The sequence below is a fragment of the Streptomyces sp. ICC1 genome (assembly GCF_003287935.1).
GTDB classification, from domain to species: domain Bacteria; phylum Actinomycetota; class Actinomycetes; order Streptomycetales; family Streptomycetaceae; genus Streptomyces; species Streptomyces tritrimontium.
Genome location: NZ_CP030287.1, coordinates 1,956,155 through 1,977,397 on the forward strand (window position 1 = coordinate 1,956,155; position 21,243 = coordinate 1,977,397).

The window sequence follows — 21,243 nt, forward strand, 5'->3', positions numbered from 1 at the left end:
CTGTTAAGTTGTCAAGGTGCCGATCGAACGCGAAGAAGAACGAGAAGCGAAACCCGAACGGGCCAGGCTCGACCGGGCGACGGTGGCGGCCACCGCCCTGCGCCTCCTGGGAGAGTTCGGCCTGGAAGGGCTGACGCTGCGGGCCATCGCCAAGGAGCTGGACGTCAAGGCGCCCGCCCTGTACTGGCACTTCAAGGACAAGCGGGCGCTGCTCGACGAGATGGCCACCGAGATGTTCCGCCGGATGACGGCGGACCTGAACGCGGTCCATCCGCCCGGCGACTGGCACGAGGCGCTCCAGGCCGCGATGCGCGGGCTGCGGGACCACCTGCTGCGCTACCGGGACGGCGCCAAGGTCTACAGCGGCACGCACTTCACGGACATGAGCTACGCCGCGCCGATGGAGGCCCATCTGCGGACCCTGGTCGCGGGCGGCTTCACGGCGGCCGGGGCGGCCCGGGCCTGGTTCACCGCGTACAGCTACACCATCGGGTACGTGATCGAGGAACAGTCCATGGGCCCGATGCCCGGCTCGGACGGCGAGGGCTACGACCTGGAGGCTCGCGCCGCACGTCTCGCGGCCTTTCCGCTGGCGGCCGAGGCGGGCCCGGAGATGTTCCGCGACCAGGACGCCGGCTTCGAAGCGGGCCTGGCGGCGGTGCTCGCGGGCATCGCCGTGACCCTGCTCCCGCCGTCCGGGCGGCCGGGGCCCGGGCCGTCCCCCGGCCGGTAGACCCGCCGCCCTCGGGTCACGGCCCGTCGCCCGTTGCGGCGGCCCGTCGCCCGCGGCCCGGGCCCGGATCAGCGGCCGGCCGGCGCCCGGTTCCACCGCATGCGGGACCAGGGGAGGGCGAGTTCGGCCTGGGAGTCCACGGAGCGCGGGGCGAGGGAGTCGAGCGCGGCCGCCTCGGCGTGGCGGGCGTACACGGTGTCCACGTAGCGGTGGCCGGTGTCGGCGGCGACGAAGAGGACCGTCCGGCGGGGGGATCGGTCCCGCTCCCAGCGCGCCGCCAGGTAGCCCGCTCCGGTGGAGAGCCCCGCGAACACCGCGTGCCGGCGCAGCAGGTCGACGCTGCCGGCCAGGGCGGCGTCGAAGGAGATCCAGTGCACCGTGTCGTACGACGCGTGGCTGACGTTCTCGAAGGCGATGGAGCTGCCGATCCCGGCGATGATGATCTCGGGGTCGGCGACGTGCCCGGCACCGAAGGTGACGCTGCCGAAGGGCTGGACGCCCACGAGTTCCACGTCCGCGCCGCCGGGCGGGTCTTCCCGCAGGTAGCGGGCGAGGGCTCCGGTGGAGGCGCCGGACCCGACCCCGCCGACGATCGTGAGTGCGGTGTCCGCGCCGACGGACCGGCGGATCAGGTCGGTCACGGCGCGATAGCCCAGGTAGTGGATCTCGTCGTGGTACTGCCGCATCCAGTGGTACTCGGGGTGCTCGGCCAGCAGTTCGTGGACGCGCTCGACGCGCCGCTTCTGGTCCAGCTTGAGATCGCTGGAGGGCTCCATCTGCTCCAGCGTCGCCCCCAGGACGGCGAGCTGGGTGCGCAGGGTGTGGTCGACCGTCGCCGAGCCGACGATGTGGCAGCGCATGCCGTGCCGGTGGCAGGCGAGCGCGAGGGCGTAGGCGTAGATGCCGCTGGAGCTGTCCAGCAGGGTGTCCCCGCGGCGCACCGCGCCGGTGTCGAGCAGGTGGCGGACCGCGGCGAGGGCGGAGACGACCTTCATGGTCTCAAAGCGCAGGCAGACGAGCCGGTCGTCGAGGCGTATCAGGTCCGGTCGGCCGATCGCATCCGCGATGTGCTGGTCCACTCGGGAACTCCTTGGTCGTCGGGAGGCTGGTGAGGCTGGTCAGGCTGGCGAGACTGGTGAAGGTGGTGAAGATGCGGGCCGCGGGAATGCCGCTGCCGTCCATGGCCCGTACGCAGCTCCGGATCCGGCGGCGCAGGCCCGCCGCGGCGGGGTCGAAGAGCAGGCCGGCCACCGCGCCGCTGTGCGCGATCTGGACGCCCGCGGCCCCCAGCCGCCCGGCGATGGCGCAGAGCGTGTCGAACTCCGGGTGGTGCAGGACCTCCTGCCCGCGCCGGGCGCTGGCGGTGGCGACCTCGCCGAGCAGCGCGGCGTCGCCCGTGGCCACGGCCCGCCGCAGGAGCGTGCGCAGCCGCTCGCAGGCGCGCAGGTCGTCTTCGTCGTGGTCCCGGACCGGCAGCGAGAGGGTGTCCACGGGGGCGCCCCCGCCGAGGGCGCAACCCACGACGACGAGGGGCGGCAGAGCGCGGCCGAGGACTTCCAGTACCCGGCCCTCGCGCTGGGCGAAGAGCACCGGGCGGGTGTCGAGCATCAGCGGATCGCAGGCCAGCTCGGCGCGCACCGCGAGGCGGGCGATGGTTCCGGGCGGCAGCGCCATCCCGTACGAGTCCGCGACCGCCCGCACCACGGCGATGACATCGCTGGTGGAACTGCCCATGCCCAGGCCCACCGGGATGTCGCCGGTGACCCGCAACTCGCCGCCGCACGGCGGCTCCCCGCGCCGCCGCGCGCACTCCTCCACGGCCAGGGCCGCCGCGCGGGCGGCCTTCGTACGGCCGCCCGGCAGGACGGTGAGCCGGTCGGGCGGGGTGCCGGGCCGGCGGGTGAAGGCGGCCCGGCTGCCCGGCCCCGGCATCGGCAGGGTGACCAGGCCGGGGCACCCGCGCCCGGCGGCGTCGCGGAAGACGCCCTGGAGGATCTCGCCGTGGTGGCAGGAGGCGCGCCCGGTACCGGTGCGTCCGGCGCCGTCGGGATCGCCATCAGGCCTGCCGTCGGGCTCGACGCCGGGCCGCCGCGTACGCGTGTTCCCGCGGACAGCCGGGATCACGCCGAGCCCGCCGTCCGGTAGCGGTACAGGGTGGTCGGCCCGGCGCTGAACTGGGAGAAGGGGAACGGCTCCGCCGACAGGGCGGTCACCCCGGAGCCGAGGAAGGCCCTGGCCACGGCGCTGCCCGACTGCGCGTAGACGACCAGGGGGATGCCGCGCGTACGGCAGCGGTCCAGGATGGTGTCGAAGGAACCGTTGCCGAGCGTCATCCCGGTGGCCACGACGGCGTCGGCCCGGTCGAGCACCTCGTACATGTCGGTGGTGACGGGGTCGCCCCACTGGGTGGCCCGGAGGTTCAAGTCGCACGGCAGCGGTTCGCCGCCCGCCTCGCGGATGGCCGCGACCAGCGGGTTGACCACGCCGATGAGGCCGACCTCGGCGCCCGGGCGGATGTCCAGCAGTCCGGCTATGGCGGCGTCCCGGGCCTTCGCGCGGACCTCGGGGGTCCCGGCGGGGAGGACGACCGGCTCGCCTCCGCCCGCGTGGTGCGGGGACTGCTCGGCGAGGTAGGCGTCGAGGGCGGCGATCCGCAGCGGGCGCGGCGCCTCGCGCAGCAGGACGTCGAGCGGTGTTCCCGAGGCGTCGCGGCAGATCGCCGGGTCGATCTCCCCGGCCTCGAAGGCGCAACCGCCGAACGAGCCGCCGAGGCGCACCAGTACGTACTGGTTGAGGTAGGTGGTGTCGCCGCCGGAGAGCCGGGTGCCGTGGTGGATCCAGAAGACGCTGGTCGCCACGAGACCGGAGGGGATCGGGCCGTGTTCGCCGGCCAGCACGGCCGAGACGAGCGCGTCGACGGCGCCCGGGACCGGGGCCGGGACAGGTACAGGTACAGGTACGGGGGCGGATGTGGTGTGCGTACGGGTCGTCATGGGATTCCTTGTCACAGGGCGGAAGGGGGGACGGCGGCGCGCAACGGGCCGCGGTAGACGACCGCGGGGCGGCCCCGGGCGTCGGTGGCGAGTTCGGCGTCGACCTCGAAGATCCGGGCGAGGTGCCGGGGCGTGAGGACGGCGGCCGGGGTGCCGGAGGCGACCAGGCGTCCGTGGTGCATGAGCAGCAGCCGGTCGCAGTAGCGGGCGGCGAGGGAGAGGTCGTGCAGGGCGACCAGCACGGTCTGGCCGGCGGCGGCCAACAGCTCCATCAGCTCCAACTGGTGTTTCACGTCTAGGTGGTTGGTGGGCTCGTCGAGGAGGAGGCCGGACGGCTGCTGGGCGAGGGCGCGGGCGATGTGGGTGCGCTGCCGCTCACCGCCGGACAGGCCCCTCCAGGTGCGCCCGGCGAGCGCGGTGAGGCCCACGCGGTCCAGCGCGGCGGCGACGGCCGCCCGGTCGGTGTCGTCGGGCCCGCGCCAGCGGTCCCGGAAGGGGGTCCGCCCCAGCCCGACGACGTCGGCGACGCGCAGGTCGGTGTCGAGCGCGGAGTCCTGCTCGACGAAGGCGATCCGCCGGGCGATCCGGCGGGCGCTCCAGCCCCGTACGGGCTGGTCGTCGTAGTGCACGCTGCCCGCGCCGGGCTTGCGCAGCCCGGCCAGGCAGCGCAGCAGCGAGGACTTTCCCGACCCGTTGGGGCCGAGCAGCGCGACCGTCTCGCCCGGGGCGACGTCCAGGCTGACCTCGCGGACGACGGGCGTGCCGGCCGCCGACCAGCTCAGCCCCTCGGCGGTGATCCTCACAGGTCACCCCGCCTGCGCAGGACGAGGAGGAACAGCGGTACGCCGAGCAGCGCGGTGAGCACGCCGACCGGGAGTTCCCGGGGCGCGAAGGCGGCCCGTGCCAGGGCGTCGGTCCACACCAGGAACACCGCTCCGGCCAGCGCCGCGCAGGGCAGCAGCACCCGGTGCCGCGGCCCGGCGAGGAAGCGCACCCCGTGCGGGACGATCAGGCCGACGAACCCGATGGCTCCGACGGTGGCCACCGCCACCGCGGTCAGCACGGCCGTCACCACGAGCAGCAGCATCCGGGTCCGCCGTACGTCGATCCCCAACGACGCGGCGGTGTCCGCGCCGAACGCGAGCGCGTCCAGGGAGTTCGAGCACAGCCAGGCGACCGCCAGCCCGAGCGGTGTGACGACCGCGCAGACCACGACGGCGTCCCAGCGGGCGGGTGCCATCGAGCCCAGCAGCCAGTGGGTGACGGCGCGCGTGGTGTCGGCGTCCGCCGAGGCCATCAGGACCAGTGAGGTCAGCGCGGTGAAGAGCTGTCCGACGACCACGCCGGTGAGGACGATGCGGACCGAGTCCAGCCCCGTCCGGCGCAGCAGTGCCAGCAGCAGGCCGAAGGAGAGCAGGGCGCCGACGAGGGCCCCGCCGGTGACCCCGAGGGTGCCGGCGCCCACCCCGAGCACGACCACGGCGACGGCTCCGGCCGACGCGCCCGAGGACACGCCGAGCAGGTACGGGTCGGCGAGGGCGTTGCGGGTGACGGCCTGCAGGACCGTGCCGCAGACCGCGAGCGAGGCGCCGACCAGGGCCGCCATCAGCACCCGGGGCAGGCGCAGGTCCCAGACGAGCGAGTCCACCAGCGGCGGCAGCGGCTCGGCGCCCAGGCCGAGCCGGGAGGCGAGGACCCGGCCGAGCTCGGCCCAGCCCACGTCGGCGGTGCCGATGCGCGTGCCGGCCGCCACCGAAGCGGCCAGGACGAGCGCCGCCGCGAGGAACAGCCCGGCCCCGCGCTGCCCCCGGAGTCCCACCGGATCAGCGGACATACCCGAGGTCCTTCATCCCGGCCGCCAGCAGGTCCAGGGCGTGCACGGAGCGCACGGAGGGGTCGAGTTCGATGCCCGGCACCTCGATGATCTTGTTGTCGCGCGCCGCCGCCAGCCGGGAGACCACCGGGTGCGCGGCCAGCGCCTCGCGCTTCTCGCGGGCGCTGTCGCCCGGGCGGCCGCGTTCGGAGAGGTCGCCGATCACGATGAAGTCCGGGTCGCGCTTGGCGACTTCCTCCCAGGAGACCTCGGGCCACTCCTCGTTCACGTCGTCGAAGGCGTTCCTCGCCCCGACGATCCGGCTCATCTCGCTGGGCATTCCCGCCTTGCCCGCGACGTACGGCATGCCGTTGAAGGCGGAGTAGAGGTAGACGACGGTGGGCTGCCCGTCGCCCCGCTGGACCCGCGGGGCCGCCTCGCCCGCCCGGGCGACGGCGGCACGCTGGTCCCGGACGAGCTCGCCGGCGCGTTCCTCGGCGCCGAAGACCTTGCCCAGCTTCTCGTAGTCGGAGAAGAGCAGTTCGAACGGGGACTTCGCCGCCTCGTCGTGCTGCGGGCAGTCGACGGCGCTGACGAAGGTCGGGACCTCGAGGGCGCCGAGCTCCTCGCGGGTGCCGGCGCGGTCCTTGGTGTAGAGGTCGGCGGAGCCGGCCACGACGAGGTCGGGTGTCGCCGAGCGCAGCTGCTCGCCGGTGGCGATCTTCGGTGCGATCACCGGGACCTTGGCGTAGGCGTCCTGGTACCGCGCGGGGATCTTCGTCTTGAGGTTGGCCGTTCCGGCCATCCGGTCCCCGAGACCGAGCTCCAGCAGGGTCTCGGTCGAGCTCTGGTCCAGTGCGACGGCGCGCTGCGGCGGCCGGGCGAAGGCGAGTTCGAGGCCGCAGCTGGTGACGGCCGCGGGTGTGCCCGCGGACCCCGCGGCCGGACCCGCGGCCGGTGCGCGGTCATCGGAGGCGGCCCCGCAGCCCGCGGCCGTGAGGGCGAGGGCCAGGGCGAGGGCAGGGGTGAGCGCGAGGCGAGCGCGGTGGCGCATGGGTTCTCCGGTCTGGAAAAGGGCGTGGGTATTGACGTGCACCCGGCAGGAGTGCCGCCTTCAGAGGGTACTGTAATGGTTATCGTTTTCATTAACAGTCCCGGGGGTCTACCCCGGCACCTGCCGACGACCGAGGAGCACCGCACCGTGGCGACCACGCCCGCACCCGCGACACCCAAGTCCGATCCGCCGCCCGCCCGTTCCGTCCTGCGCGACGCCGCCTTCCTGCGCCTGTGGACGGGGACCACCGCCTCCGGGCTCGCGACCTGGGCCCTGCCCTTCGTCCTGGGCCTGGCGGTCCTGCACCGGGAACTCGACGCCGCGGGCCTCGGCCTCGTCCTCGCGGCCCGCACCGCGGGCTTCCTCGCCGCCGTCGCGGTGGGCGGGGTGCTGGCCGACCGGCACTCCCGGCGGGCCGTCGTCCTCTGGTCCGCCCTGGCGGCCGCCGCCGCGGCCCCGCTCCTCGCCGCGGGCCTCGGCCGGTCCCTGCTGCTCATGACCGCCGCCGCCGCGCTCGCGGGCGCCGGCCAAGGGGCCTGCCGCCCCGCCTTCCAGGCGCTCACCGCCGAGACCGTCGACGCCGACCGCCGCCAGCAGGCCAACGCCGCCATGACCCTGGCGGTACGGACCTCCACACTGGCCGGCCCCGCCCTGACCGCCCTGCTCGCGGCCTTCGTCGACGTCGCGACGCTGCTGCTGGGGATCGGACTGCTCTGGCTCGTCGCCGCGTTCACACCGGCCCGGACCGCCGCCGCGGACCCCTCGGCCACGCCCGCCACACCGAAGGCGCCCGCTCCGGGCTCCCCGCGCGCCTCGCTGCGCGCCGAGTTCATCGACGGCATACGCGAGGCCCGCCGCCACCCCTGGTTCGTCGCCGGCCTGGGCGCCCTGACCGCCGTGATCGCGCTCGGCTACTCCGCCACGAGCGTCGCCCTGCCCCTGATCAGCCGCGACCGCTACGGCACCGAGTGGGTCCTGGCCGCGGCCGTGACCGCCTACACCGTGGGCGCGCTCGGCGGAGCCCTGGTCACCGCCCGCCTGCGCCCCCGCTCGCAGGGCTGGGCCGCCTTCGCCGGACTGGCCGCGTACGGCGTCGCCCCGCTGAGCCTGATGCTCCCCGTCCATCCCGCCCTCGTGATCACCGCCTACGCCGTCGCGGGAATCGGGATCGAACTGTTCAACGTGCCCTGGTTCACGGCCACCCAGCGCGAGGTCGCCCCGGACAAACTGGCCCGGGTCTCCTCCCTCGACTTCCTGGTCTCCTACGGCCTGGCCCCGATCGGCCTGGCACTGATCGCCCCGGCCATCGACGCCTTCGGCGTCACCCCGGTGCTCGCCGTCTGCGCCGCGTCCTGCTTCCTCGTACCGGCCGCGGCCGCCCTGGCTCCCACCGCCCGCCACTTCGGCAGCCCGCCGGCGCGGCGGACGCCCTGAGCGGTGGCTCAGCGCAGCACGGCCGCCAGCAGATCGACGCCCAGCGTCGTCATCTCGGGCAGGTTCAGGCTGTAGCGGACGTAACGGCCGTGCCGCCGGGCCGAGAGCAGGCCCGCACGGCGCAGGACGGCCAGGTGGCGGGAGACCTCCGGGGGTGAGAGCTCCCAGGCGTGGGCCAGCTCGCCGTTGGTGTGCGGGCCGCGGGCCAGGGTGCGCAGCAGCCGTAGCCGTACCGGATGCGCGAGCGCCTCCAGCCGTAGCGTCAGCGTCTCCAGCGGTACCGGCTCCGACGGGGCCGCCCCGGCCGCGGGGTACTGCACCACCGGCTGCCATCCGGGCGTGGAGACCACCACCAGGTGCGGGCGGCCGAAGACGCTGGGGAGGAAGGTGACCCCCGCGCCGTGGGCGGCGGTCGCGTTGTCCTGGAGCTTGTCCACGACGATGCAGTCGCCGTCGGGGGCCAGGGTGACGGCGCCGGAGACCGAGGCGAGCGCGGCCCGGACGCCCTGGCGCTTCAACAGGTCGTTCTTCACGCGCAGGTCGGTGGCGAGTTCCACGGCGACACCCGTCCAGGCGGCGTCGAAGAAGGCCTCCGCGCACTGCTCGAAGGTGTCGCGCACCCGCGCCCGCACGGTGGCCGGATCCGCGAGCAGCCGCTCCGTGAAAGCCTCTTGGAGCGCGCCGCGGGCCTGGGCCAGATCGAGGACCCGCTCGCGCGCCGAGGCGTCGGCGAGCGGCGACCGCGCGCCGAAGTGGACCCGGTTGGTGCCGCACGTGGTGATGAGCGCGGCGGTCACGTACGTGTCGTCGTCGATCCGGTCCACGTCGTCCAGCTCCTCGGCGAGGGTCTGCCGGGGACGGGCGGGAACCAGGAAATCGGCGCGTGAGGAACGCCAGAGGAAATCCGCCTCCCGCAGCCGCTCGGACAGTTCCGGCGGCAGCCCGGCCCAGACGTCCGCGGCCCAGCCGGCGAGCTGCGGGTGGTGCCCGGGCTCGGCCAGCACGTGCAGCATCGCGGTCAGTTCGGCGAGCGGGGAGGCGGCGAACCGCAGCCGATCGGCCGGCAGTCCCGTGATGTCGATCCTCAGCGTCATCCGGTCATCATCGCCGGTCGGAGGGCTCGCACCGCCGTCGGTTGACGATGGGCGTCAACCGACGTGCCCCGGCCCGCCGCCGCACGCACCGTGGCCGCCATGGAAGCAGCCAGCACCAAGACCAAGTCCCGCGCCGGGTCCCGCATCAGGTTCCGCACGAGGTTCCGCGGCACGTCCCGATTCGACTCCCGCACCCTCATCCGCGCCTCCGGAGGCCCCCGCTACGCCGTGGCCCTGGCCGTGGACGCACTCGGTACCGGCCTGCTGCGCCCCTTCCTGCTGCTCTACGGAGTGACGGTGCTGGGGCTGTCCGCGCCGGCCACCGGCACCGCCATGACCGTCGGCGTCGTCGCGGGGCTGGTGTGCATGCCCGCCCTGGGCCGCTGGCTGGACCGGGGCGCGCGCAGCTCGGCCGTGGCGGCCTCGATGCTGGTACGGGTCCTGGGCGTGGCCCTGCTGCTGGCCGCACCGGCCGGGCACGTCTGGCTGTTCGCGGCGGCCGCGCTCTTCCTCGGCATCGGCAACCAGGCGTGGCCGGCCGCCCACGCCGCCCTCGTGGCCACGGTCTCCCACGGCCGGGAACGCGACGCGGCCCTCGCGTGGGGGCGCGCCCTGCGCAACGCCGGCCTCGGCGCGGGCGCGCTGCTCGCCACCGCCTGCCTGGCGGGGGGCCCCACCGCACTGCAGGCCCTGGCAGCCGTCACCGGGCTCAGCTACCTGGCCGCGGCCGCCTTGGCCTGGTCCGTCAAGGTGCGCGCACACCAGGGGGCGTCCCCGGCCGGCCCGGCCGAATCAGCGGACAAGGCCGGCCCGGTCGACCAGGCCGGCCCGGCCGCCGACGGGAACGGCGGGCCCGCACCCCGGACGCGCGCGCTGCTGGCCGCCAACGTGGTGTACGTCTTCTGCCTCAACGTCCCCGAGATCGCGCTTCCCCTCGTCCTGATGACCCAACTGGACGCGTCCCCGGTGTGGTCGGCGGCCATCTTCGTGGCCAACACGGTGCTCGTGGTCGCTCTCCAGGTCCCGCTCACCGTCCTGATGTCGCGCTTCCCCCGGCGGACCGTGCTGGCCATCGCCGGCGTGGTGCTCACCGCTTCGTACCTCGGTTTCCTCGCGGCCACCTCGCTGGGGCACGGCTGGGGACCCCCGGCCGTCGCCGCGGTGTCCGTGGTCTGCACCCTCGGCGAGATCCTCTACGCGGGCACCGCCACCGCGCTCGTCACGGACCTCGCCCCGACGCGGCTGCTGGGACGCGCCCTCGCCCGATTCCAGCTCTCGACCGGTTTCGGCCTGGCCGTCTCCCCGGCGGCGATCACCACGCTCGCACCCCACGGCCCGGCCGCGCTCTGGGGCACGCTCGCCGCCGCGACGCTCCTCTCCGCCGCCGTCATCGCCCGGTGACGCGCACCCGCGGGGCCTTCACGCAGGCCGGAGCTCCCGGGCGATGTCGCGCCGCCACATCACGATCTGCGTGGTCCCGGGGCCGTGCCAGCCCGTTCCCCGGGCCACGGCCAGCCGCCGGTCCGTCCGGGTCCACCACTTCAGCCGGACCTCGTCCTCCGGGGCCACCTGGTACGGGGCCGCGGTGATCGCGACGGGGGAGCCGTCCCGGGTCCAGGAGACCAGGCGGTCCAGCCAGTCGTGGTCCAGGCCGTCACTGCCGTACTGCGTGCAGGTCCACGGGCTGCACCGGCGACTGCGGCGCCGCTGGAGCCACTGGGGGCAGCAGCCCGAGAGGCTTCGTTTCAGCCCGGAGGCCGCCGCCCACGCCGTGATCGACTCCTGTGCGGCGCGCCGGTCCCGGACGGCCTCCTCGTGCCGGGCCAGGGCCTGCGGCGTCAGGGACCTGGGCGGCCCGGGGAGTTCGAGCCCGTACGGCCAGCGGACCGCCCCGCGCTCCTTGCCGAAGACGGCGCCGGGCCCGTCGGCGACCGGGGGCCGGGGCCGCCGCGCCCCCGCGCGTCCGGGCCGCCGTGGTGCGGGGGGTCGGTCCAGGGAGTCGTACCGCCGGCCGGGAACCCGCTCCTCGAGCCCGGGCGCCTTGCCGACGTCGCGCTGGTAGTGCCGGGTTCCGGCATCGGCCCGCGACGTGTGCATCGCCGTGAGCGGGTCGTGGCCGCCGGGAGCCAGGCCGAGTCCGGCCTGGACCCGGTCCAGGCGCGCCAACTCGCCCTTCTTCCGGGGCGCGTCGCACTCCTCGCGGGGCAAGGCGCCGCATTGGGGGCACCGTTGTGCCAGAGCGTAGTCAGCCAGAGGCGGGAACCAGTCGATCACAGACCGAGGTTAAGGGTTTCACTCCGTTCTGTCCTGATTCATCCCCGCGCGTCGCCCCGCCTCCGATCGGTCACCGGCGCAACGCGCTCAGCGGAGCGCGGGGATCACGTCGCGCGTCTCGTCGACCCCGATGTCCGCGCCGTGCCGGGCGAGCGCCCCCGGGGGCGTCTCGTCCGCGCAGACCGTGCCCCGCGCGGGCAGGGCCAGGGTGGCGAGGTAGTCGTCGACCAGCGCGCTGACACACGCGCTCCGGTTGTAGGCGGTGTGTCCTTCGGCCGCGAAGGTCAGCAGCCGCCCGCTGTCCAGCGTCCCGGCGAGGGCCACGGCGTCCTGGTACGGGGTGTCCGGGTCCCCGGTCGTGCCGAGCACCAGGATCGGTGCGGAGCCGGCCGCCCGGTAGGAGCCCTCGAAGCGGCTCGGCCGCTCCGCCTGCCACTGGGCGCAGGCGGGCGCGTGGTTGTGGTCGTAGGTGGGCGGCCCGAGGCCGATGGGGGGTCCCAGCAGCGGAGCGGCGGCGACGTGGGCGCCGACCAGCGCGCCCAGGAGCGGGCGGCTGGTCGGATAGACCCGGTCGGCGCACTCGACGGCCAGGTTGACGTTGAGGAAGTCGAAGGACGCGGGTGAGGGCGGGGACAGCAGGAACGAACCCTTGTGCGCCTGGGCCGCCCGCAGGGCCTCTCCCAGGTAGGGCCAGACCTCCTTGCCCGAGTTGATGTTGAACATCAGGCGGTAGGCCAGGGTGTAGCCGGTGGCCGGGCGCCCGCTCGCGGTGATGACCGGGTCGGCGTCCAGCGCCCGCTTGAGCCGCTCGAAGGCCTGCCGGGGCTCGCCCTCGCCGAAACCGCAGGCCGCGGCGTTCTGCGCGCACCAGTCGAAGAACCGGCCGACCGCCGTGTCCAGGGCGACGAACTGGGCGGCGTCGTAGGCGTACGGCACCTCCGCGTAACGACGCGGATCGTACGCCCCGTCCAAGACCATGGCGCGGACCCGCCGGGGGAACTGCGCGGCGTAGACGGTGCCGACGTAACTGCCGAAGGAGCGGCCGTAGAAGGTGAGCGACTCCTCGCCGAGGGCCTGGCGCAGCAGGTCGATGTCCCTGGCGTTCGACCCGGTGCCGACGAACGGCACGAGGTCGCCGGAGCGTTCGCGGCAGGCGGTGGCGAATTCGAGGCCCTGCCGGACGGCGGATCCCAGGGCTCCCGGGCCGGGCACACCGCGCGCGGCGTCCACGGCGGCCGCGTACTCCTTGTCGTTCCAGCACTCCACCTGCCCGCTGCGCCCCACACCGCGCATGTCGTACCCGACGACGTCGAAGGAGCCACGGAGTGCGGCGGGGAGTGCCTCATAGCTGTCACGGGCGAAGTTCACGCCGGAGTTGCCGGGTCCGCCGGGGTGCAGAAGCAGGACGCCGGTGCGGTGCGCCGGGTCGGCGGCGAGCCGCCGGGTGACCGCCAACGCGACCGTACGGCCGGTGGGTTGGCGGTAGTCCAGTGGTACGAGAGCGGTCGCGCACTCGAAACCGTCCCCGGGGTCCTCGCAGGGGCCCCAGGCCAGAACGGGCACGGGCGGGGCGGCGGCGGTCGCCGCGGAGGCGGCCCGGGGCGCGGCCCCGAGGAGTGCGGTGACCGCGACCAGAGCGAGGGCCATGCCCCACACCGCCCGCTTGCGCAGGTCATCCGATAAACGGCTCTGCATGCGGTGAACTCCCTTTGCTGCAGGTCGAAAGGGCAGCGCACAAGGTCGGGGGCACGTGCGGGTCGCCCGCGCTCGGCTGAGCGGCACGCCCAGGTTCGCACCCGTGGGAGCGGCCGGGATAGACGACGGGCCGGACGGGATGCGGAAGGGACGCCTCGGGTGGCCCCGTCGCCGACGGCCCGTCGCCGCCGCTCTCTTGGCCGCCGCTCTCTTGGCGAGCGGACCGCATCCCCGGCGGGCATCGGGGTGGTCGTGGTGTGGCGGGTGGGTGATCCACGGGAAGAAGAGGCATGTCGTGCGTCTGTGCGATGCGGGCTCTAGTCTTCTGTGGCGCATGACCTCACTTCGCCGTCCTCGGCGTGCCCGTCTGATCGCCGTGTGTGTCGCCGCTCTCACCGCCCTGCCGCTGGCCGCGGCCGCCGGTGTCTCCGCCTCCCCCCTGCCCGCGAACCTGACCGGGCACCCGGCGCCGGAGGACTGCGACGCCGCGCGCGAGATGCTGGGCGACTCCGTGTCCGTGTACCTGGACGGCGGGCCGACCCCGGGCATCCAGCCGTCGTCGATCGTCGACGCCACCGGGAAGGTTCCCGTCCTGCTGCGCCAGGGCGCGCCGACCGCCCCGTACCCCTCCCCGTACGGGCAGCCGCCCGCGCCGGCCCGCGCGGGCTCCCTCGCGCCGCCGAGCCCGAAGGCCACCGCCGGGTTCGTCCTCGCGGCCCTGCTCTGCTTCGCCGTCGGGATCTGGGCCCTGACCCAGATCTAGTTCCGGGTCCGGGTCTGGGTCCGGGTCCGGGTCGGGCCCTCAGCTCGGCCGGCGCCGGGACAGCAGGATCCAGCCACCGAGCACGAGCAGCAGCAGCGTCCCCGTGCCGAAGCCGGCGCCCGCGACCACGCGCATCACCGAACGGTTCTCGGCGGCGTCGGCGGCCTCCAGGGCCGTGGTGCCCTCCTTGGCGGCGGCGCGGTCCTCGGTCCCGACCCCGAAGCCCCCGGCGGCGAGGCCCTCGGCGTAGGCGGGGGCCTTGCCCGCCGCGCCGATGACCTCCAGGCGCAGGGTCAGCGGCACGGGCGCGGCGTCCTCGGTGAACTCCCCGACCTTCTTGGCCATGGTCACGCTGACGTAGTACCAGCCGGCCACCCGGACCGGCTCCACCTTCCGGTCCGAGGAGAAGCGGTTCTCGTACGCCACCGGCGCGGTCCGCGGCAGGGTGACGCTCGCCTGCTTGCCGTCGTAGGTGGCGTCCTCGTTGTCGACCAGGCCCCGGTACGGGGAGTACAGCGAGACGCTCAGCCCGGACGAGGCCGAGCCGTACTCCTTCGTCATCTTGCCGGCGGACAGCTCGGCCCCCAGGCCCAGTTGCTGCCCCCAGTCGAGCGGCACCCGGTAGTAGCGCGTCTGGCCGGGCCGCAGCTCGTCGCTCCACACCCCGCTGCCCAGGGCCCGCGCGTCGTTGAAGCCGCTCCCGCCGGTCCGCGGCGCCGGATCGGTCCCCGGCAGGGTCGGGGACGCCGACGGCCAGACGCTGGGCGCCGTGGTGGGCGCGCTGCCGCCGCCGAGCCCGGGCTCGCGCTGGACGCGCAGCTCCAGCGGCCAGGCGGCCTGGTCGGCGCCCTTGGACGCCGTGCGGGTGACCTTGACGTAGTAGGTGCCGGGCTGTTGGCAGCCCGAGTCCTCGCGCAGCATCCGGAAGCCCACGGCGCTGACGGGCACCGCGTCGTAGCCGAAGCTCCCCCGGCCCGGGTTTCCCGGGCAGTAGTGGTTCTCGGTGTTCACGACCTCCACCTCGACCCCGTCGCCGTAGGCGACCTTGGCGCCCACGGGCGGCTGGAGCACCCCGGAGACGTACATGGTCGAGCGGTCGTCTAGGTAGAGCCGGTAGTAGCGCTCGCCCGGGGCGATCGAGTCCTTGTAGAGCGACCCGGGCTCCAGCAGCGGGGAGCCCGCCGTCGACGGCTTGCCCTCGACGGCCTTCGCCCCGTCCGCGCCCCGGTAGGAGGGCACCGGCTGCGGGGTCCCCGCCGCTCCGGCGGCCCCCGGCAGGGCGGCGAGCAGCCCCAGGGCCGCCACCACCGCGCCCGCACCCGTCCGCACCCCGCGCCGGCCTGCCGGCCCGCGGCCTGCCAGACGCACGCCTGTCCGCCCCCGGCGTACCTGCCCCAGCACCTGCTCCATCACGTACATCCACCCCGAATTTGCCAGCGCAAGCCAAATCTTTGCATGTCGCAATTTTTCGTCACAGAGCAGCACAAAGCCCCGACCGCAGCGGCAGTCGGGGCTTTGGGATCAACCTTGGGTCTCACACACCGGAACCAGAAGGCACGGAGTCAGTTGCCTCCGTCCACAGGTCCTGCTCGGCGCGGTCCGCCTGGATCTGGCGGTACACGAGGAGCCCGCCGATGGCGGCCAGTGCGACCAGGAGCAGCTTCTTCACCGCGCGACCTCGTCTTTCGTTGACGTAGGAGACTTCTGGCGCCCAACAATACACACCGACCGATATCCGTTCGGCGGCCTTTCGACCAGCAGGTGGAACCCAACTGGCCCTACGACAAAGACCCCCAGGCCAAGGGCCTGGGGGTCTTCGACACTGTGGGGCTAACAGGATTTGAACCTGTGGCCTCATCCTTATCAGGGATGCGCTCTAACCAACTGAGCTATAGCCCCATCCGCGCTGCGCGCTGACTTCTGAAGGTTAGCGCACAGACCCGGTGACTCCAAAATCGGTTCCGGTGACCCGTCTGCGCAGGTCACCAGCCCGTCTGCCGACCCACCCCGCAGGGGTCTACTCGTCCTCGGCGAGGGTCAGCTCCACACCGCCGACGAAGCCCGCCGACAGGTTGTAGATGAACGCGCCCAGGGTCGCCAGCGCCGTCATGAGCACCACGTCGATGACCGAGATCACCGACGTGAAGATCAGGACGCGCGGCAGCGACAGGAAGGTCTGGAGGTCGAAGCCGTTGCTCTCGTTCGAGCCGGTGGCCTCGCTGATCGTGCCGCCGACGCTGGAGAAGATGCCCATGGCGTCCATGACCATCCACAGCACCACCGACGCGACGATCGTGCAGACGCCCAGCGCGATCGACAGCAGGAAGCTGACCTTCATCACCGACCAGGGGTCGGCCTTGGCCACCCTGAGCCGCGCCTTGCGCGTCCTGGGCGCCGTACGGGCCCCCGTGCGCGGCTTGCGCTGCGCCCCCGGGTCCCCGCCGCCGCGCGGCGCCCCGGGGCCCGAAGGCGCCGAGTACGCCTGCGGCGGGTGGTAGGGCTGCTGCGGACCGGCCGGCGGCTGGTTCGGCTGCGGCGGCTGCGATCCTCGGGTGTCCGTCACGGTTCCCCCCTGGGAGTCCGCGGCGGCGCCACGGGCACCGTTCGCTCCAGTCTCGGCCGGTCCGGCGCCCGTGGCTCCACTCACGCTTACTCCTCGTGCTCCCCAGCCGAGGGCTCCGTGCCCCCGGCAGCCTCCGCGGCCTGTCCTTCGACAGCCGCGTCGGTCCCGATCTCGTTCTCGCTGTCGTCGACCTCGTCAGCTTCCTGACCGGCCTCCGCGTTGCGGGCGATACCGACGACGGCATCCCGCTTGCCCAGGTTGATCAGCTGGACGCCCATGGTGTCACGGCCGGTCTCCCGTACTTCGTTGACGCGCGTACGAATCACACCACCGCCGAGGGTGATGGCGAGGATTTCGTCCGATTCGTCTACCACGAGCGCCCCGACGAGCGACCCGCGGTCCTCCACGATCTTCGCCGCCTTGATGCCCAGGCCGCCACGGCCCTGGACGCGGTACTCCTCGACCGGCGTCCGCTTGGCGTAGCCGCCGTCGGTCGCGGTGAAGACGAACGTACCGGGCCGGACCACGCTCATGGAGAGCAGTTCGTCCCCTCCGCGGAAACTCATGCCCTTCACGCCCGAAGTGGCGCGGCCCATCGGGCGCAGCGCGTCGTCGGTCGCCGTGAAGCGGATCGACTGCGCCTTCTTGCTGATGAGCAGCAGGTCGTCCTCGGAGGAAACCAGCTCGGCGCCGATCAGCTCGTCGGCGATGCCTTCGGCGCCGTTGTCGCTCTCCCGGAGGTTGATCGCGATGACGCCACCCGACCGGGGAGAGTCGTAGTCCTTGAGCGCCGTCTTCTTCACCAGGCCGCCCTTGGTGGCCAGGATCAGGTACGGGGCGATCTCGTAGTCGCGGATCGCGAGGATCTGGGCGATCTTCTCGTCCGGCTGGAAGGCCAGCAGGTTCGCCACGTGCTGCCCGCGGGCGTCGCGGCCGGCGTCCGGGAGCTCGTACGCCTTCGAGCGGTAGACCCGGCCCTTGTTCGTGAAGAACAGCAGCCAGTGGTGCGTGGTGGACACGAAGAAGTGGTCGACGAGGTCGTCCTGCTTCAGCTTCGTGCCGCGCACGCCCTTGCCGCCGCGCTTCTGCGAGCGGTAGTCCTCGGTCTTGGTGCGCTTGACGTACCCGCCGTGGGTGATCGTGACGACGATGTCCTCTTCGGCGATCAGGTCCTCCATGGACATGTCGCCGTCGAAGGGCACCAGCTTGGAACGCCGGTCGTCGCCGAACTTCTCGACGATGGCCGCCAGTTCCTCGCTGACGATCTGACGCTGGCGCTCCTCGGAGGCCAGGATCGCGTTGTACTCGTTGATCTTCGCCTGGAGCTCGTCGTGCTCCGCGACGATCTTCTGCCGCTCCAGGGCCGCGAGGCGGCGGAGCTGCATCTCCAGGATCGCGTTCGCCTGGATCTCGTCGATCGACAGCAGGCCCATCAGGCCCTCGCGGGCGATCTCGACCGTGTTGCTGCGCCGGATCAGCGCGATGACCTCGTCGATCGCGTCCAGCGCCTTGAGCAGACCGCGCAGGATGTGGGCGCGCTCCTCCGCCTTGCGCAGGCGGAACTTCGTGCGCCGGACGATGACCTCGATCTGGTGCGTCACCCAGTGGCGGATGAAGGCGTCGATCGACAGCGTGCGCGGCACGCCGTCCACCAGCGCCAGCATGTTCGCGCCGAAGTTCGTCTGCAGGTCGGTGTGCTTGTACAGGTTGTTCAGCACGACCTTGGCGACGGCGTCGCGCTTGAGGACGATCACCAGGCGCTGGCCGGTCCGGGACGAGGTCTCGTCGCGGACGTCGGCGATGCCGCCGACCTTGCCGTCCTTCACCAGGTCGGCGATCTTCTGCGCCAGGTTGTCGGGGTTGGTCTGGTACGGAAGCTCCGTGACCACCAGGCACTGGCGGTTCTGGATCTCCTCGACCTCGACCACCGCGCGCATCGTGATGGAGCCGCGCCCGGTCCGGTACGCCTCCTCGATGCCCTTGCGGCCCACGACCAGGGCGCCCGACGGGAAGTCCGGGCCCTTGATCCGCTCGAGGAGCGCGTCCTGGAGCTCCTCGTGCGAGGCCTCCGGGTGCTCCAGCGCCCACTGGGCGCCGGCCGCGACCTCGCGCAGGTTGTGCGGCGGGATGTTGGTGGCCATGCCGACCGCGATGCCGGCGGAGCCGTTGATCAGCAGGTTCGGGAACCGCGCCGGCAGGACGGTGGGCTCCTGGTTGCGGCCGTCGTAGTTGTCCTTGAAGTCGACGGTCTCCTCGTCGATGTCCCGGAGCATCTCCATGGCCAGCGGCATGAGCTTGCACTCGGTGTACCGCATCGCGGCCGCCGGGTCGTTGCCCGGGGAGCCGAAGTTGCCGTTGGAGTCCACGAGCGGCATGCGCAGCGACCACGGCTGGGCCAGGCGGACCAGGGCGTCGTAGATCGAGGAGTCACCGTGCGGGTGGTAGGTGCCCATGACGTCGCCGACGACGCGGGCGCACTTGTAGAAGCCCTTCTCGGGCCGGTAGCCGCCGTCGTACATCGCGTACAGCACACGGCGGTGGACCGGCTTGAGGCCGTCCCGTACGTCGGGCAGCGCGCGGGAGACGATGACGGACATCGCGTAGTCGAGGTAGGAGCGCTGCATCTCGGTCTCGAGCCCGACGGGCTCGATGCGCTGGACGGGCTGCTCCTCCGCGGAGTTCTCTGCGTTGTGAGCGGGCTGGGTGATTTCGTCGGCCATAGCTGGTCAGAAGTCCTTTCAAGCAGTCAGCTGAGCCGACTCAGATGTCGAGGAAGCGAACGTCCTTGGCGTTGCGCTGGATGAAGGAGCGCCGGGCTTCGACGTCCTCACCCATCAGCACCGAGAACAGGTCGTCGGCCTGCGCGGCGTCGTCCAGGGTGACCTGGCCGAGCACGCGGTGGTCCACGTCCATGGTGGTGATGCGCAGTTCCTCGGCGTTCATTTCGCCCAGACCCTTGAAGCGCTGGATCGAGTCTTCCTTGATCCGCTTGCCGTTCTGCTTGCCGAGCTCCACGAGCGCGTCGCGCTCGCGGTCCGAGTACGCGTACTCGAAGTCGTCCCGGCCCCACTTGATCTTGTACAGCGGCGGGCGCGACAGGTAGACGTGACCGGCCTCGACCAGCGGCCGCATGAAGCGGAACAGGAAGGTCAGCAGCAGGGTGTTGATGTGCTGGCCGTCGACGTCGGCGTCCGCCATCAGGATGATCTTGTGATAGCGGAGCTTCTCGATGTCGAAGTCCTCGTGCACGCCGGTGCCGAAGGCGCTGATCAGCGCCTGGACCTCGGTGTTCTGGAGGATCTTGTCGATCCGGGCCTTCTCGACGTTCAGGATCTTGCCGCGGATGGGCAGGATGGCCTGGTACATCGGGTTGCGGCCGGACTTCGCGGAGCCGCCGGCCGAGTCGCCCTCGACGATGAAGATCTCGCACTTGGTCGGGTCGTTCGACTGGCAGTCGGACAGCTTGCCCGGCAGCGAGGCGCTCTCCAGCAGGCCCTTGCGGCGGGTGAGGTCGCGGGCCTTGCGGGCCGCGACGCGCGCCGTGGCCGCCTGGATCGACTTGCGGATGATGTCCGCGGCCTCGTTCGGGTTGCGGTCGAACCAGTCGTTGAGGTGCTCGTGCACGACCTTCTGCACGAAGGTCTTGACCTCCGTGTTGCCCAGCTTGGTCTTCGTCTGGCCCTCGAACTGCGGCTCGCCCAGCTTCACCGAGATGATCGCGGTCAGACCCTCGCGGATGTCCTCGCCAGCGAGGTTGTCGTCCTTCTCGCGCAGGAACTTCTTCTCCCGCGCGTACCGGTTGACCAGACCCGTCATCGCCGCGCGGAAGCCCTCTTCGTGGGTGCCGCCCTCGTGCGTGTGGATCGTGTTCGCGAAGGAGTAGACGCCCTCGGTGTACTGCGAGTTCCACTGCATCGCGATCTCGACCGAGAGCGTGCGCTCCTTGTCCTCGGCCTCGACGTCGATGACCGTCGGGTGGATGAGCTCGCCCTTGCGCGAGTTCAGGTACGTCACGAAGTCGACGATGCCGCCCTCGTAGTAGTACTTGACCGTGCGCGCCTGCTGGTCGTCGGTCTCCTCGGCGGTGTCCGCCCCGACCGTGGCCTTGGCCGACTCGCGCTCGTCCGTCAGCGAGAGGGTCAGGCCCTTGTTGAGGAAGGCCATCTCCTGGAAGCGGCGCGCGAGCGTCTCGAAGGAGTACTCGGTGGTCTCGAAGATGTCGCCGTCGGCCCAGAAGGTGACCGTGGTGCCCGTCTCGGACGTCTCCTCGTTCTTGGCGAGGGGGGCCGTCGGGACACCCAGCTTGTAGTCCTGGGTCCAGCGGTAGCCGTCACGCCGGACCTCGACCGCGAGCTTCGTCGACAGGGCGTTCACGACGGAGACGCCGACACCGTGCAGACCGCCGGAGACGGCGTAGCCGCCGCCGCCGAACTTGCCGCCGGCGTGCAGGACGGTCAGCACGACCTCGACGGCCGGCTTGCCCTCGGAGGGGACGATGTCGACCGGGATGCCTCGGCCGTTGTCGATGACGCGCACGCCGCCGTCGGGCAGGATCGTGACGTCGATGGTGTCGGCGTGCCCGGCGAGGGCCTCGTCGACCGAGTTGTCGACGACCTCCTGGACGAGGTGGTGCAGGCCACGCTCGCCGGTGGAGCCGATGTACATGCCGGGCCGCTTGCGGACTGCGTCCAGGCCCTCCAGGACCTGGATCTGGCTGCCGGTGTACTCAACGGGTGCGGCGGGGTCGCCGCCGTTCCGGCCGGCTGTGGACTGGTTGTCGTTGGGGTTGCCGGAATCGGCCACGAAGCGCCCTTTCTGGCACAGCAC

Annotated in this window: 17 protein-coding genes, 1 tRNA gene and 1 pseudogene; 4 read left to right on the plus strand and 15 right to left on the minus strand. The window is 72.8% G+C overall.

Going from position 1 to position 21,243, the window contains the following annotated elements; all coding sequences use genetic code 11:
• Positions 1 to 16: 16 nt before the first annotated feature.
• The gene (locus DRB96_RS09235; protein WP_239517713.1) at positions 17 to 733 is read left to right on the plus strand and encodes a TetR/AcrR family transcriptional regulator C-terminal domain-containing protein; all 717 of its coding nucleotides are present in this window, start codon (positions 17 to 19) and stop codon (positions 731 to 733) included.
• A gap of 68 nt (positions 734 to 801) precedes the next feature.
• On the opposite strand, the gene DRB96_RS09240 is transcribed toward DRB96_RS09235, so the two are convergent.
• The 6 genes from DRB96_RS09240 to DRB96_RS09265 are packed head-to-tail and all read right to left on the minus strand — an operon-like array spanning position 802 to position 6,593.
• The gene (locus DRB96_RS09240; RefSeq protein ID WP_112447990.1) at positions 802 to 1,812 is read right to left on the minus strand and encodes a pyridoxal-phosphate dependent enzyme; all 1,011 of its coding nucleotides are present in this window, start codon (positions 1,810 to 1,812) and stop codon (positions 802 to 804) included.
• A complete protein-coding gene (locus DRB96_RS09245; protein WP_239516085.1) occupies positions 1,733 to 2,857 on the minus strand; it encodes a GHMP kinase in 1,125 nt (374 codons plus the stop codon). Before DRB96_RS09245 ends, DRB96_RS09240 begins: the two co-directional genes overlap by 80 nt.
• Positions 2,854 to 3,726: a DUF364 domain-containing protein gene (locus tag DRB96_RS09250; RefSeq protein WP_112447991.1), complete on the minus strand. Its 873-nt coding sequence runs from the start codon at positions 3,724 to 3,726 to the stop codon at positions 2,854 to 2,856. The genes DRB96_RS09245 and DRB96_RS09250 overlap by 4 nt, the downstream gene beginning before the upstream one ends.
• An 11-nt stretch (positions 3,727 to 3,737) precedes the next feature.
• Complete coding sequence (locus DRB96_RS09255) at positions 3,738 to 4,529, minus strand: ABC transporter ATP-binding protein (protein WP_112447992.1); 792 nt, start codon at positions 4,527 to 4,529, stop codon at positions 3,738 to 3,740.
• Complete coding sequence (locus DRB96_RS09260; protein WP_112447993.1) at positions 4,526 to 5,560, minus strand: iron ABC transporter permease; 1,035 nt, start codon at positions 5,558 to 5,560, stop codon at positions 4,526 to 4,528. The genes DRB96_RS09255 and DRB96_RS09260 overlap by 4 nt, the downstream gene beginning before the upstream one ends.
• A complete protein-coding gene (locus tag DRB96_RS09265) occupies positions 5,550 to 6,593 on the minus strand; it encodes an ABC transporter substrate-binding protein (protein ID WP_112447994.1) in 1,044 nt (347 codons plus the stop codon). Before DRB96_RS09265 ends, DRB96_RS09260 begins: the two co-directional genes overlap by 11 nt.
• Before the next feature lie 147 nt (positions 6,594 to 6,740).
• On the opposite strand from DRB96_RS09265, the gene DRB96_RS09270 reads away from it, so the two are divergent.
• Complete coding sequence (locus DRB96_RS09270; protein ID WP_239516086.1) at positions 6,741 to 8,027, plus strand: MFS transporter; 1,287 nt, start codon at positions 6,741 to 6,743, stop codon at positions 8,025 to 8,027.
• A gap of 8 nt (positions 8,028 to 8,035) precedes the next feature.
• On the opposite strand, the gene DRB96_RS09275 is transcribed toward DRB96_RS09270, so the two are convergent.
• Positions 8,036 to 9,121: a helix-turn-helix domain-containing protein gene (locus DRB96_RS09275; protein ID WP_112447996.1), complete on the minus strand. Its 1,086-nt coding sequence runs from the start codon at positions 9,119 to 9,121 to the stop codon at positions 8,036 to 8,038.
• 99 nt (positions 9,122 to 9,220) lie between these two features.
• On the opposite strand from DRB96_RS09275, the gene DRB96_RS09280 reads away from it, so the two are divergent.
• Entirely contained in the window at positions 9,221 to 10,522 is a 1,302-nt protein-coding gene (locus DRB96_RS09280) for an MFS transporter (RefSeq protein ID WP_112453305.1), read from the plus strand.
• Positions 10,523 to 10,540: 18 nt separating this feature from the next.
• On the opposite strand, the gene DRB96_RS09285 is transcribed toward DRB96_RS09280, so the two are convergent.
• Together DRB96_RS09285 and DRB96_RS09290 are read right to left on the minus strand one after the other, a co-directional pair.
• Positions 10,541 to 11,329 (minus strand): hypothetical protein, encoded by a 789-nt coding sequence (locus DRB96_RS09285; protein WP_162688536.1) that lies wholly within the window; start codon positions 11,327 to 11,329, stop codon positions 10,541 to 10,543.
• Between the two features lie 153 nt (positions 11,330 to 11,482).
• Positions 11,483 to 13,090, minus strand: a complete 1,608-nt coding sequence (locus DRB96_RS09290; RefSeq protein WP_112447998.1) for an alpha/beta hydrolase — start codon at positions 13,088 to 13,090, stop codon at positions 11,483 to 11,485.
• Positions 13,091 to 13,535: 445 nt separating this feature from the next.
• Here DRB96_RS09290 and DRB96_RS44425 point away from each other — a divergent pair.
• Positions 13,536 to 13,700: pseudogene (locus DRB96_RS44425) on the plus strand (Sua5/YciO/YrdC/YwlC family protein); the annotation flags it as partial.
• Positions 13,701 to 13,892: 192 nt separating this feature from the next.
• Here the strand turns inward: DRB96_RS44425 and DRB96_RS09300 are convergent.
• From DRB96_RS09300 to gyrB, 6 genes are all read right to left on the minus strand, one after another.
• Complete coding sequence (locus DRB96_RS09300) at positions 13,893 to 15,221, minus strand: hypothetical protein (RefSeq protein ID WP_239516226.1); 1,329 nt, start codon at positions 15,219 to 15,221, stop codon at positions 13,893 to 13,895.
• A gap of 166 nt (positions 15,222 to 15,387) precedes the next feature.
• On the minus strand, positions 15,388 to 15,522 hold the full coding sequence (locus tag DRB96_RS09305; RefSeq protein ID WP_208809277.1) for a DLW-39 family protein: 135 nt from the start codon (positions 15,520 to 15,522) through the stop codon (positions 15,388 to 15,390).
• Between the two features lie 156 nt (positions 15,523 to 15,678).
• Positions 15,679 to 15,752, minus strand: a tRNA-Ile gene (locus tag DRB96_RS09310).
• A 118-nt stretch (positions 15,753 to 15,870) separates the two neighbouring features.
• Positions 15,871 to 16,500 (minus strand): DUF3566 domain-containing protein, encoded by a 630-nt coding sequence (locus tag DRB96_RS09315; protein ID WP_112447999.1) that lies wholly within the window; start codon positions 16,498 to 16,500, stop codon positions 15,871 to 15,873.
• A 2-nt stretch (positions 16,501 to 16,502) separates the two neighbouring features.
• Positions 16,503 to 19,136 (minus strand): DNA gyrase subunit A, encoded by a 2,634-nt coding sequence (gyrA, locus tag DRB96_RS09320; RefSeq protein WP_112448000.1) that lies wholly within the window; start codon positions 19,134 to 19,136, stop codon positions 16,503 to 16,505.
• A gap of 40 nt (positions 19,137 to 19,176) precedes the next feature.
• Positions 19,177 to 21,243, minus strand: coding sequence for a DNA topoisomerase (ATP-hydrolyzing) subunit B (gene gyrB / locus DRB96_RS09325; protein WP_112448001.1), 2,067 nt, complete (start codon positions 21,241 to 21,243; stop codon positions 19,177 to 19,179).